The organism is Pseudomonas oleovorans subsp. oleovorans, from assembly GCF_002197815.1.
GTDB lineage: Bacteria > Pseudomonadota > Gammaproteobacteria > Pseudomonadales > Pseudomonadaceae > Aquipseudomonas > Aquipseudomonas oleovorans.
Window position 1 is genome coordinate 49,735 of sequence record NZ_NIUB01000006.1, and the last position, 12,561, is coordinate 62,295.

General features: G+C 65.9%; 11 protein-coding genes. 4 read left to right on the plus strand and 7 right to left on the minus strand.

Annotation, left to right across the window (positions count from 1 at the left end):
* The first annotated feature begins 13 nt into the window (after positions 1-13).
* From PSOLE_RS04970 to PSOLE_RS04985, 4 genes are all read left to right on the plus strand, one after another.
* Positions 14-913 carry a class II glutamine amidotransferase gene (locus PSOLE_RS04970; RefSeq protein WP_074856552.1) on the plus strand — a complete coding sequence of 300 codons (900 nt, stop codon included), beginning with the start codon at positions 14-16 and terminating at the stop codon, positions 911-913.
* An 11-nt stretch (positions 914-924) separates the two neighbouring features.
* Positions 925-1,599 carry a GltB/FmdC/FwdC-like GXGXG domain-containing protein gene (locus PSOLE_RS04975; RefSeq protein WP_074856549.1) on the plus strand — a complete coding sequence of 225 codons (675 nt, stop codon included), beginning with the start codon at positions 925-927 and terminating at the stop codon, positions 1,597-1,599.
* Between the two features lie 117 nt (positions 1,600-1,716).
* Positions 1,717-3,039 carry an FMN-binding glutamate synthase family protein gene (locus PSOLE_RS04980; RefSeq protein WP_003118336.1) on the plus strand — a complete coding sequence of 441 codons (1,323 nt, stop codon included), beginning with the start codon at positions 1,717-1,719 and terminating at the stop codon, positions 3,037-3,039.
* Between the two features lie 62 nt (positions 3,040-3,101).
* Entirely contained in the window at positions 3,102-3,452 is a 351-nt protein-coding gene (locus PSOLE_RS04985; RefSeq protein ID WP_003118337.1) for a DMT family transporter, read from the plus strand.
* Between the two features lie 378 nt (positions 3,453-3,830).
* Here PSOLE_RS04985 and PSOLE_RS04990 read toward each other — a convergent pair whose 3' ends face one another.
* The 7 genes from PSOLE_RS04990 to purU all read right to left on the minus strand — a co-directional run bounded on the left by PSOLE_RS04990 (position 3,831) and on the right by purU (position 12,535).
* A complete protein-coding gene (locus tag PSOLE_RS04990; protein ID WP_003118338.1) occupies positions 3,831-4,010 on the minus strand; it encodes a hypothetical protein in 180 nt (59 codons plus the stop codon).
* A gap of 55 nt (positions 4,011-4,065) precedes the next feature.
* Positions 4,066-5,439 (minus strand): ammonium transporter, encoded by a 1,374-nt coding sequence (locus PSOLE_RS04995; RefSeq protein ID WP_003118339.1) that lies wholly within the window; start codon positions 5,437-5,439, stop codon positions 4,066-4,068.
* A gap of 248 nt (positions 5,440-5,687) precedes the next feature.
* Positions 5,688-6,674, minus strand: a complete 987-nt coding sequence (locus PSOLE_RS25020; protein ID WP_003118340.1) for a methyl-accepting chemotaxis protein — start codon at positions 6,672-6,674, stop codon at positions 5,688-5,690.
* Between the two features lie 275 nt (positions 6,675-6,949).
* Positions 6,950-9,295 (minus strand): DUF1989 domain-containing protein, encoded by a 2,346-nt coding sequence (locus tag PSOLE_RS05005; protein WP_003118341.1) that lies wholly within the window; start codon positions 9,293-9,295, stop codon positions 6,950-6,952.
* Positions 9,296-9,405: 110 nt separating this feature from the next.
* Entirely contained in the window at positions 9,406-10,776 is a 1,371-nt protein-coding gene (locus tag PSOLE_RS05010) for an NAD(P)-binding domain-containing protein (protein WP_003118342.1), read from the minus strand.
* A complete protein-coding gene (gene folD, locus PSOLE_RS05015; protein ID WP_003118343.1) occupies positions 10,773-11,684 on the minus strand; it encodes a bifunctional methylenetetrahydrofolate dehydrogenase/methenyltetrahydrofolate cyclohydrolase FolD in 912 nt (303 codons plus the stop codon). The genes PSOLE_RS05010 and folD overlap by 4 nt, the downstream gene beginning before the upstream one ends.
* A complete protein-coding gene (purU, locus tag PSOLE_RS05020; protein ID WP_003118346.1) occupies positions 11,681-12,535 on the minus strand; it encodes a formyltetrahydrofolate deformylase in 855 nt (284 codons plus the stop codon). Before purU ends, folD begins: the two co-directional genes overlap by 4 nt.
* Positions 12,536-12,561 lie beyond the last annotated feature (26 nt).

Consider the following 12,561-nt stretch of genomic DNA (forward strand, 5'->3'; position numbering starts at 1 on the left):
GAGGAGACACGCCATGTGCGGAATCGTAGGTCTTTACCTGAAGAAGCCCGAGCTGGAAGGCCAGCTCGGCAAACTGTTCGAACCCATGCTCGAAGCCATGACCGACCGTGGTCCGGACAGCGCCGGCTTCGCCATCTACGGCGATGAAGTGGCCGACGGCTGGGTCAAGCTGACCCTGCAGGCCATCGAGGCCGACTACGGCTGGAAGCACCTGATGGGATCGCTGGAAGGCCGCCTGGGTTGCTCCCTGGACTGGTTCCAGAACGCCAGCGCCGCGGTGCTAAAGGTCAACTGCGATGAAGAGCGCGTACGTGCCGCCCTCGCTGACCTCGCCCCCGACGTGCGCATCATGAGCGCCGGCCAGAGCATCGAGATCCTCAAGGGCATGGGCCTGCCGAAGGAAATCTCTGAGCGCTTCGGCCTCGCGAACATGAAAGGCAGCCACATCATCGGCCACACCCGTATGGCCACCGAAAGCGCGGTGACCATGGAAGGCAGCCACCCGTTCTCCACCGGCGCCGACCTCTGCCTGGTACACAACGGCTCGCTCTCCAACCACTTCCGCCTGCGCCAGGAGCTCAAGCGCCAGGGCATCGTCTTCGAGACCGAGAACGACACCGAGGTGGCCGCCGGCTACCTGACCTGGCGCCTGCAGCAGGGCGACAGCCTGAAGGAAGCCCTGGACAAGTCCCTGGAAGACCTTGACGGCTTCTTCACCTTCGCCATCGGCACCCGCAACGGCTTCGCGGTGATCCGCGACCCCATCGCCTGCAAGCCGGCGATCCTCGCCGAAACCGACGACTACGTGGCCATGGCCTCGGAGTATCAGGCCCTGGCCAGTCTGCCGGGCATCGACAACGCCAAAGTGTGGGAGCCGGAGCCGGCGACCATGTACATCTGGGAACGTGCCTGAGGAGCCTGCGCATGAAAACCATCGACCTTTCCAGCGCCTCGGTGCGTGAGCTGAACCAAGCCCTGCACGGCGACGTACAGGACCGCGAATGGCTGGTCACCCATCCGGACGGCAAACACAACCTCGCCGTTGGCGTGAACCAGGCCGTGAGCATCGATATCCAGGGCCACGCCGGTTACTACTGCGCCGGCATGAACCAGAAGGCCTGCATCACCGTGCACGGCAACGTCGGTGTCGGTGTGGCGGAGAACATGATGAGCGGTTCGGTGCGGGTCAAGGGCAGTGCGTCCCAGGCCGCGGGCGCTACCGCCCATGGCGGACTGCTGGTGATCGAAGGCGACGCCGGCGCGCGTTGCGGCATTTCCATGAAGGGTGTCGACATCGTGGTTGGCGGCAGCATCGGCCATATGAGCTGCTTCATGGCCCAGGCGGGCAGACTCGTGGTGTGCGGCGATGCCGGTGACGCCCTCGGCGACTCGCTGTACGAGACCCGCATCTACGTCAAGGGCACGGTCAAATCGCTGGGTTCGGACTGCATCGAGAAGGAGATGCGCGCCGAACACTTCGAAGAGCTGGCCGAGCTGCTCGGCCGCGCCGGCTTCGCCGAGGATCCGGCCAGCTTCAAACGCTACGGCTCGGCGCGCCAGCTGTACAACTTCAAGGTCGACAACGCATCGGCTTACTGACCAAACCCAGAACCCGGACGGTGCGTGCGGCCTTGGCGGCCCCGCGTACCCTTCAGGCGGGCACCAACACGACGTAGGGTGCGCTGTGCGCACCATCGCCCCGACGAGGAATCTGCAATGAGCGAACACAACACCCCGGTACTGCGCGAGTCCGCTACCTTCGACCGCTTGACCATCCAGGAGATACAGCGCGCCGCCGAAACCGGCATCTACGACATTCGCGGCGGTGGCACCAAGCGCAAGGTGCCGCACTTCGACGACCTGCTGCTGCTCGGTGCTAGCGTCTCCCGCTACCCGCTGGAAGGCTACCGCGAAAAGTGCGGCACTGACGTGGTACTCGGCACCCGCTTCGCCAAGAAGCCGATCCACCTGAAAATCCCCGTCACCATCGCCGGCATGAGCTTCGGCGCGCTGTCGGCCAACGCCAAGGAAGCCCTCGGCCGCGGCGCCAGCATCGCCGGCACCAGTACGACGACAGGGGATGGCGGTATGACCCCCGAAGAGCGCGGCCAGTCGCAACATCTGGTCTACCAGTACCTGCCGTCGCGCTACGGCATGAACCCCGACGACCTGCGCAAGGCCGACGCTATCGAGATCGTCCTCGGCCAGGGCGCCAAGCCGGGCGGCGGCGGCATGCTGCTAGGCATGAAGGTGACCGAGCGGGTCGCCGGCATGCGCACCCTGCCGATCGGCGTCGACCAGCGCTCCGCCTGCCGCCACCCGGACTGGACCGGCCCGGACGACCTGGCGATCAAGATCGCCGAGCTGCGCGAGATCACCGACTGGGAAAAACCCATCTACGTGAAGATCGGTGCCAGCCGCCCCTACTACGACGTCAAGCTGGCGGTGAAGGCCGGCGCCGACGTGATCGTCCTCGACGGCATGCAGGGCGGCACCGCGGCGACCCAGGAAGTGTTCATCGAGCACGTCGGCATCCCCATCCTCCCGGCCATCCCGCAAGCCGTGCAGGCCCTGCAGGAAATGGGCATGCACCGCCAGGTGCAACTGATCGTCTCCGGCGGCATTCGCAACGGCGCCGACGTGGCCAAGGCCATGGCCCTGGGCGCCGACGCCGTGGCCATCGGCACCGCTGCCCTGGTGGCGCTGGGCGACAATCACCCGCGTCTGGATGACGAGCTGAAGAAGATCGGTTCCGCCGCCGGCTACTACGACGACTGGCAGAACGGCCGCGACCCGGCCGGTATCACCACCCAGGACCCGGAATTGTCCAAGCGCCTCGACCCGGTGGAAGGCGGCCGCCGCCTGGCCAACTACCTGCGCGTGCTGGTGCTGGAAGCGCAGACCATGGCGCGCGCCTGCGGCAAATCGCACCTGCACAACCTCGACCCCGAGGACCTGGTGGCCCTGACCGTGGAAGCCGCCGCCATGGCCCGTGTGCCATTGGCGGGCACCAGCTGGATTCCCGGCCAACAGTTCTGAGGTCTTTGCTCGCCCCGGGCGCGTCAGCGTTCGGGGCGTTTGCATTTCTGCGGGAGTTGCTCATGAGCTTGTTCAGTGCCAATGCCGCCGGCTGGGGCTTCCTGCTTCTGGCCGGCCTCAGCGAGATCTGCTATGCCGCTGCGATTCCCCGTACTCAGGGGTTTACCCGTCTGTGGCCAAGCCTGTATTGCGGCTTCTTCATCGCCCTTAGTCTGTATCTGCTGGCTCAGGCGGTGCGCACTCTGCCGGTGGGCACCGCCTACGCCGTGTGGGTCGGCATCGGTGCACTGGGCACCGCCGTCTACGGCATCATCTATCTCGACGAACCGGCTGACGCTGCGCGGCTGGCTTGTCTGGGGCTCATCCTTGCCGGTGTGGTGGGACTCAAGCTGGTTTCCGGCACGATAGCCTGAGTCATCCGGCCCGGTCTTGCGCACAAGGCGCCGCGGGTTCTCCGGACTCGCGGCGTTTCTGCGCTTGTGGACGGTAATGCGGGATTCCTGTGCGCCGCAGCGACGGCGCTGGACAGTGGCGGGCGTGACAGGCGTGCGTCTGCTCCGTGCTGGTAGAGCACAGTCTGGCTTGAGTCGCCAGGCTGTGCTGTGTGGGTGAACGGCGCAGACTCGAGCACGCGCAGTACGCGGTGAAGAATGCAGCGCTGGTGCAGGAGGGGCGCGGGTGCGGTCAGAGTGCCGCTGCTGGGTGCGGCTCGATGCGCAGGCGTCAGGCGCTAGAGGCGGGAGTTGCTGCGGGGAGGAGGAAAGCCGGCAGCGGACTGCCGGCCGGAGTGCTTACTTGAGTTTGGGCAGCTTGTCGTCCGGTAGGGCGTAGCTGTGCTTCTCATGAATCATGGTGGCGATCAGCGCGTAGAGGCTGACGCCAGCCACCAGCAGGCTGATGAAGACCAGGATCGCCGGCTTGTCGGCGAAGGTGAAGACGGCGCTGGCGCCGTCGAAGGTAGTGATGCTCATGGGCAATGCTCCTGGGGGTGGGCCCGCCGCCGGGCGGCGGCAGGCGGCATGGCCGTCAGGCCGGTTTGCTTTCGCCGATCAGGCTGGCAGGTGCCGGGGCGGCGCCGCCAACGCTGGTACTCGGGCCGTACATCGAGTTCCATTCCGGATAGGCCTGGGCCGGGACCTCGGTCAGGTCGAGACCGCGTTCCTCGGCGTGGGCCGGTACGCGCAGCATGCCGAACTGCTTGAGGGCGTAGGACAGCACGTAGCCGGGGATGAAGCCCAGCGCTGCCAGTACCACGGCGCCGCCGAGTTGGCCGAGGAAGCTGATCGGCGCCATGCCGTTCACGTTCGGGTAGCCGGCCAGGAAGATGCCGCTGATCACCAGGCCGGCAAAGCCGCCGAAGCCGTGTACGGCGAAGGCTCCGACCGCGTCGTCGAGGCGGAACTTGAGCAACAGGTTGTTGACCAGCGGCGCGGTGGCAGCGACGCCCATGCCGATCAGGTAGGCCAGGCCGGGGTGGTAGAGGTCCAGGCCCGGTGCCACGGAGATGATCCCGACCAGGCCGCCGGACATCATCCAGAACGGCTCGCGGGTGGTCAGGTAAGCGCCGATCAGACCGCCGGCGAAGCCCATCAGGGTGTTGAAGGCGAAGGCCGAGAGGGTGGTCGGCTGACCGTAGATGTTGATCCACTGGGCGCCTGCGTTGTAGATGATGCAGCCGCCGAGGAAGCCGAAGAAGCCGACGATGATCAGCATCAGGCCGACCACGCTCATCGGCATGCTGTGGCCGACGATGGCGTTGGCGCTGCCGTCCGGGTTGAAGCGGCCGATCCGTGCGCCGAGGTTGATCACCACGGCCAGGGCGAAGAAGCCGGCGATCATGTGCACCACGCCGGCGGCACCGACGTCATGGTAGCCCCACTTGACGGTCAGCCAGCCTTCCGGGTGCCAGCCCCAGGCGGCAGCGACCAGCCAGAGGAAGCCGCCGAGGACGATGGTGAGGATGATGAAGGCGCTCATCCGCGCCCGCTCGATCAGCGCGCCGGAGAGAATCGAGCCGGTGGTGGCGGCGAACATGGCGAAGGCCGCCCAGAAGATGCCGGTGGCGTTGTCCTGGATGTTCGGCCCCATGGATTCGCTCCAGGGCATGCCGGCGAGGAAGGCATCCATGCGTGGCACGATGCCGTCCGGGAAGGCGTTGTATACCGCCCAGCCGAGCAGGAACACGCTGGGGATGATGAAGCCGAACGCGAGGATATTCTTCACCCCGGCCGCCAGGGCATTCTTCAGGCGCGATGCGCCGATTTCGTAGGACAGGAAGCCGGCATGAATGCAGACCATCAGGGCGATACACCACCAGTAGAATATTTCCATACTCAGGGTGTTGGTCATCTCTATCAGAGCCTGCAGCTCCTCCAGAGTGGGGGTTTTCTGCTCTTCCATCAGTCGATCCTCGAGACGAATTCGTGGTGATAAAGCGGTGTTGGCAGTTTTTATTGGAATGTGCGCCCGCAGGCCCTTGGTGTTTATCTGTAGTTATAAAAAGTTCTCTGCATGAATAGGCAATCCCTGTGCCAGAACGCTTTGCGCGTGCCGCCCCTGAGTGACGGGGCGGTGGCGGCGAGCGCGGCGAAAAAGATGCCCCGTTTCTGCCCGTACAGCCTGTGATATGCCTGAAGTTGGGTCGTGTTTCAGCGCTTCTGCTGCAACATGGCCTGGATCTGTTGCACCGAGTCCTGGGTGCGCCTGGCCAGATTGCGCACCTCGTCGGCGACCACGGCGAAGCCGCGGCCCTGCTCGCCGGCGCGGGCCGCTTCGATGGCCGCGTTGAGGGCGAGCAGGTTGGTCTGTTCGGCAATGCCCTTGATCACCCCGGCGACCTGGGCGATCTGCCCGTAGGTGCTGTGGATGTTGGCCTGCTCGCGTTCGTGCATGCTGGCGGCGGTTTTCTCGTCGCTGATTTCGCGCACCGCACCGGTGACATAGAGCAGCTTGCCTTGCGCATCGCGCAGGCAGCGGCCGCGTTCGCGGAACCACAGCTCGCCACGGGTCTTGTGGCGCATGCGGTACTCCACGGCGTAGAAACCATCGTCGCTCTTGTCCAGCATCGAGGCGCTGAAGGCCTGCATGACCTGTTTGAGGTCGTCCGGGTTGACCACCTTGAAGTAGCTGTCCCAGCCATCGGGAAATTCCGCCTGGCTGTAGCCGATCAGTTCGCGGAACTGCGCAGACCAGCGGATCAGGTTCTGCGGGTGGTCGGGGTCGCCGTTCACCACGTTCATCGCCCAGCAGCCTTCGGTCAGGGTGCGTTTGGTCAGGTCCCAGACCTGACGTTCCTCGTTCCAGTGCGCACGCTCGGCGGTGAGGGTTTCGAACTGCTGGCGGCTGGCCTGCAGCTCGTCCTCGAGCAGGGCGCATTGCTGTTCGGCCTGCGCCAGGCGCTGTTGCAGGGCGGCGTATTGCTCGGTACTGCAGGGCGCCGGCGGTAGTTGCTCGGCGTGCTGGCGAATGCGCTGCAGCTCCGTCCAGTCGTGTTGCAGGCGCTGCAGGCTGCCGAGCAGCTGCGGCTGGCGCTGCAAGTGCGGGCGGCTGGTGTCCTGCGGTCGCTGGGCGAGCAGGCTGTCGAGCCATTGGTTAAGTTCGCTGGCCAGGTTGCGAGTCGCGTTGTTGAACCACATCGGCCGGATCTCCTTGGCTATGGGATGAAACGCGTAGGGGCGAGCCCTGCTCGCAAGCAGAGCCCGCTCCTACAGATGGCGGCTTCCCTAGCAATTCCTTCTCCAAGATCAGTACTGCCGCGTAGCTCGCGACTGATGGGCATGCCAATGCCGCGGCTAAAGCCTCGAAGCGGAAAGCTTCGCCCCGGGGCGGTGCTCCCACAGGGATGACGTATGCCCTCCACTTTTGCAGCAGCCGCGCCCCGCGGCGAATGGGAATAGCCAGCCATCACGACCTACGCCCGCACACGGTTCTTGTCCGGGTCGTAGGCGACAGTGCCGGCGCTCACCGTTGCCGCGATGCGTTTCTGCTGGCCGTCGAGCTTGCCCACTTCCAGCCGGGTGCCGGGCTCGCAGTAGGAGGCGTCGAGACGGCATAGGGCGATGTTCTTGCCCAGCGCTGGCGAGCGGGTGGCGCTGGTGATCACCCCGACCTGGGCGCGGCCGAGGTGTACGCAGTCGCCGTGGGACGCTGGCTCGTTGCCTTCCAGTTCGAGGCCGGCCAGCCTGTGCATCGGGTGTTCCTTGCGCCGCAGCAGCGCCTGGCGGCCGATAAAATCGTCCTGCTTGCTCTTCAGCGGCACGCAGAAGCCGATGCCGGCCTCGAACGGGTCGGTCTGGTCGCTGAACTCGTAGCCGGCGAAGATCAGCCCTGCCTCGATGCGCAGCATGTCCAGGGCGTGCAGGCCGAGCGGTGCCAGGCCCAGTGGCTCGCCGAGTTGCCAGAGGCGTTGCCAGATCTGCATGGCATCGCTGGGGTGGCACCAGATTTCAAAGCCCAGCTCGCCGGTGTAGCCGGTGCGCGAGACCATCAGCGGACAGCCGTTGTAGTCGCCCAAGCGGCCGGTGAGGAAGCGGAACCAGCCCAGCTCTGCCAGGGGCGGCTGGGTACCTGGCGTCCAGATCATCTGCTGCAGCAGTTGGCGGCTGAGCGGGCCTTGCACAGCGATGTTGTGGATCTGCTCGGAGGCGGATTTGATCCACACCTTCATGTCCAGTTTCTCGGCCTGCTGGCGCAGCCATTCGCCACCGAAGTCCTCGCCGCCGATCCAGCGGAAGGCGTCCGGGCCAAGGCGCAACAGCGTGCCGTCGTCGAGCATGCCGCCATGCTCGTAGCACATGGCGCTGTAGACCACCTGGCCTACCGCCAGCTTGCGCACGTCGCGGGTCAGGCAGTAGTTGAGCAGGGCTTCGGCGTCGGGGCCGAGCACCTCGAATTTGCGCAGGGCGGAGAGGTCCATCACCGCGACCCGTTCGCGGCAGGCGTGGTATTCCGCCAGCGTGCCGTAGCCGTCGAACTGGGTGGGGGTCCACCAGCCGCGGTAGTCGATGAAGTGGCGGGTGAGGGCAGAGGTGCCGGGGTGGAAGCCGCTCTCGCGGGTCAGCACCGGGTCGGCGTCGGGTGTCTTGCGAGTGGCCATGGCGATACTGAAACGCTCCTGTTCGGAATACACGCGGATGTGGATGTCGGTGGGCTGCCAGCCATTGGCCGGGTCGATGTCGTCCGGGCAGGAGCTGCTGGCGCAGACCAGGTCGGTCATGGCGCGCAGCAGTACATAGTCGCCGGGGCGCGACCAGGGCTCGTCGAGGGTCAGTTGCTGGTGGGCGTCGATGCCGGTGTTGAAGAAGAAATTGATCGCCGGCCAGCCGGGGCGGCCGTGCACGCCATGCTTGGCCAGTGCGCGGCTGATGTTGTCGCTGCAGTTGGCGTGGCCGAAGTAACCCTGGCTTTCGTAGTAGCGCGCGGTGCAGGCCAGGGCAAAGGTGTCGTGGCGGCCGACGGTGTCGCGCACCACCTCCAGCATCGGCTGCATGTCGCGGTCGAAGAATTTGCTGAACAGGCCGGGGCCCGGGTAGGCATTGCCGTTCAGGGTGCGGGTGACGGTGGGGTCGAGGTCGATCTCGCGGCCGGCGTCGAGGCCGCGCCGGTCGAAGGCGACGAAGTCCGAGCATTGCCGCCCGGCGACGTCGATCACCTGGATGTACTGGCCGGCAGCGACCACGTAATCGCGCGCCGTGCCGGGGTGGATGGTGAACTCGTCAACCAGTTCGCCGAGCGGCGCCGGCAGTGTCGGCAGCAGCAGGCTGGACGGGTTGGCGCGTTGGATCAGCAGGCGCAGCTCGCTGGCGCGCGTCTGCTGGTCCACCGGCGTCTGTCCGCCGGGTGCGGCGACTATCACCAGCAGTGCTGCGCTGGCGCTGAGGGTGCGGCGGTAACCGGCTGGGGTGCCGGGTGGCCAGAGCCGCGCGGCAGGCGGCAGGTGGCGGCAATCGATGCCGCGGCGCAGCAGCGCGGCGCCGACCTGGGCCGCCTCGCGGCTGCCGTCGTGCAGCAGGTGAGTGATGAACTCGGCACCCGGGCAGGCGGCGAGCCCGAGGGCGGTAAGCGCCGCTCGGCCATTGTCGGCGAAGGCCAGCAGCTCGGCGGCCTGGTCGCCTTCGAGGTCGATCAGCTCCAGGCGGTCGCCCGGCTCCAGGGCCACCACGGTCAAGCCGCCGGGGGCGACGCGGTGGCGTTCCAGCCCTGGGGTACGGGCGAACAGCGCCGGCTCCAGCGGCCGGGAAATCACGGGCAGGTTCATGTCATGGCTCCACGCAAGGATTCGTTCCGTAGGGTGCGCCGTGCGCACCGACAGCCGTGGCATTCGAGGGCCATCCATTGGTGCGCGCAGCGCACCCTACGGGTACGGTTTCAACCCACGGCTTTGATGGCGGTCGACGGCTCGTCGGCGAGGTAGGCGGATAGCGAATCGTCCAAGGCCTGCAGCCAGGGCGTGTGGTGCGGCGTGGCCAGGGTGCCGGTGATCAGCGAGCGGAAGCACTTGTCGCGGTAACCCATAATGTTTTCGTACTTGTCATGCTTCCATTCGAGGAAGGTCTGGTTCACCGCGGCGATGTCGAAGCTCGGGTAGTCGGTGGCTTCGATCAGTTGGCGGATGTACTCGCCCTGGAACTCGAACATCTGCTGGGCGGTTTCCAGGGTTTCTTCTTCCTGACGCCAGGCCAGGTTCTCAGCGTGCATGCGCTCCTGATCCGGCAGAGCGATGCGGCCGAGGATCACATCGCGGGCGTACCAGGCCTGGGCGTCGAACATGTTGAAGCTGTACCACTGGTCCTGCATGCCGAGGTAGATCAGCCTGGGGTTCTGCTCCCAGAACACGCCCTTGTACAGATTCAGCGGCCACAGGCGGTTGCCGGTCTTCAGGCGCAGTTCTTCCGGCAGGAAGGGGAAGTGGTGCTTGTAACCGGTACAGAGGATCACCGCGTCCACGTGCTTGCTGCTGCCGTCGGCGAAAAAGGCGGTGTTGCCGCAGACGCGCTGCAGCAGCGGCTTCTCTTCCCAGTTCGACGGCCAGCGATAGCCCATGGGCGCGCTGCGGTAGCAACTGGTGATGGAGCGGGCTCCGTACTTGAAGCATTGCGAGCCGATGTCCTCGGCCGAATAGCTGCCGCCGACGATGAGCACATCCTTGCCCTTGAATTCCAGGGCGTCGCGGAAGTCGTGGGCGTGCAGCACACGGCCGCCGAAGGATTCGAAACCCTCGAAGTAGGGCACGTTTGGGGTGGAGAAGTGGCCGCTGGCGACCACCACGTAGTCGAAGGTTTCGCTGTAGGTCAGATCCTGCTCGTAGCTGTGGGCGGTGACCTCGAAGGTGCCGTTGGCAGCGTCCCAGGTTACCCCGCGCACCGTGGTGTTGAAGCGGATGAAGGGGCGCACGCCGGCCTTCTCCACGCGGCCCTTGATGTAGTCCCAGAGCACCTCGCGCGGTGGGTAGGAGCCCATGGGGCGGCCGAAGTGTTCGTCGAAGCTGTAGTCGGCGAACTCCAGGCATTCCTTTGGCCCGTTGGACCAGAGGTAGCGGTACATGCTGCCGTGAACCGGCTCGCCGTGTTCGTCCAGGCCAGTGCGCCAGGTGTAGTTCCACATGCCGCCCCAGTCCGATTGCTTCTCGAAGCAGACCAGCTCGGGTATCTCGGCGCCCTCGGCATGGGCCGACTGGAAGGCACGCAACTGGGCGAGGCCACAGGGGCCGGCGCCGATGATGGCGACTCGTTGTTTCATGCGGGGTTCTCCAAGGTAGATAGGGGCAGGCCGGTGGCCGGGTGCTGGAGGCGCGCCGCGACCAGGGTGTTCTTCATCAGGAAGGCGATGGTCATGGGGCCGACGCCGCCGGGCACTGGGGTGATGGCGGCGGCGCGGGTGAGGGCGGAGTCGAAGTCGACATCGCCGACCAGGCGCGAACGGCCGCCTTCGTCGATGCGGTTGATGCCGACGTCGATGACCACGGCGCCGGGTTTCAGCCAGTCGGCGTCGACCAGACGCGGTTTGCCGACGGCGGCGACGACGATGTCGGCCTGGCGGCACAGCTCGCGCAGGTTGGCGCTTTTCGAGTGCACCACGCTGACCGAGCAGTGGGCCTTGAGCAGCAGGGCGGCCATGGGTTTGCCGACGATATTGGAGCGGCCGATGACCACCGCATGCTTGCCGGTCAGGTCGCCGCAGCTGTCCTGCAGCAGGCGCAGGCAGCCCGCCGGGGTGCAGGGCGTGAGCACGTCGCGGCCTTGGCTGAGGCCACCGACGTTTTCGGCGTGGAAGCCGTCGACGTCCTTCAGTGGGTTGATCGCCTGCAGCACGCGGGTTTCGTCGATATGCGCCGGCAGCGGCAACTGCACGAGAATGCCGTGCACGCTGTAGTCGGCATTCAGGCTGTGGATAAGTGCCAGCAGGTCGGCTTCAGCCGTGTCTGCCGGCAGCTTGTGTTCCAGGGAGCGGATGCCGCATTCCTCGGCGCGCAGCACCTTGTTGCGCACATAGACCTGGCTGGCCGGGTCGTCGCCGACCAGCACCACGGCCAGCGCCGGTTTGATGCCGGCGGCTTTCAGGGTGCGCACATCCTCGGTCACTTCGGCCAGCACGCGGGCGGCCGCCGCCTTGCCATCGATGAGCTTGGGAGACAGGACGGCGCTCATCGGAAGATCACCGTCTTGTCGCCGTTGAGGAGCACGCGGTGTTCCAGGTGGTACTTCAGCGCCTTGGAGAGGGCCACCGTCTCGGTGTCCCGGCCGATGGCGACGAGGTCATCGGGCAGATAGGCGTGGTCCACGCGCTGGACTTCCTGTTCGATGATCGGACCTTCGTCGAGGTCCGAAGTCACGTAGTGCGCGGTGGCGCCGATCAGCTTGACGCCGCGTTCATAGGCCTGGTGATAGGGCTTGGCGCCCTTGAAACCGGGCAGGAAGGAATGATGGATGTTGATGGCGCGGCCGGAGAGCTGCTGGCACAGGTCATCGGAGAGGATCTGCATGTAGCGCGCGAGCACCACCAGCTCGGTCTGCGTTTCGTCAACGATCTTCATCAGCGCCGCTTCCTGTTGGGCCTTGGTGTCGCGGGTCACCGGCAGGTAGATGAAGCGGATGCCCTCGCGCTCGGCCATTGGCCGCAGGTCGAGGTGGTTGGAGACGATGGCGGTGATCTGCATGTCCAGCTCGCCCTTGTGGTGGCGATAAAGCAGGTCCACCAGGCAGTGGTCGAACTTGCTCACCATCAGCAGCACGCGCATCGGCCGCTGGCTTTCGAACAGTTCCCAGTCCATGGCGAAGGGCACGGCAATGTCATCGAAACCCTGGCGCAGGGCGTCGATGTCCGCCCGGGTCGTGTCATTGAAGCGGAACACCGCACGCATGAAGAAGCGCCCGGTGAACTCGTCGTCGAACTGCGCCAGCTCGCTGAGGTAGCAGTCGCGCCCGGCCAGGTAGGTGGTGACCGCCGCGACGATGCCGGAGGTGGCCGGGCAACTGATCTTGAGGATGTAATGATTCATGGTGGTGGCTCTCGTGCAGGCAAGGT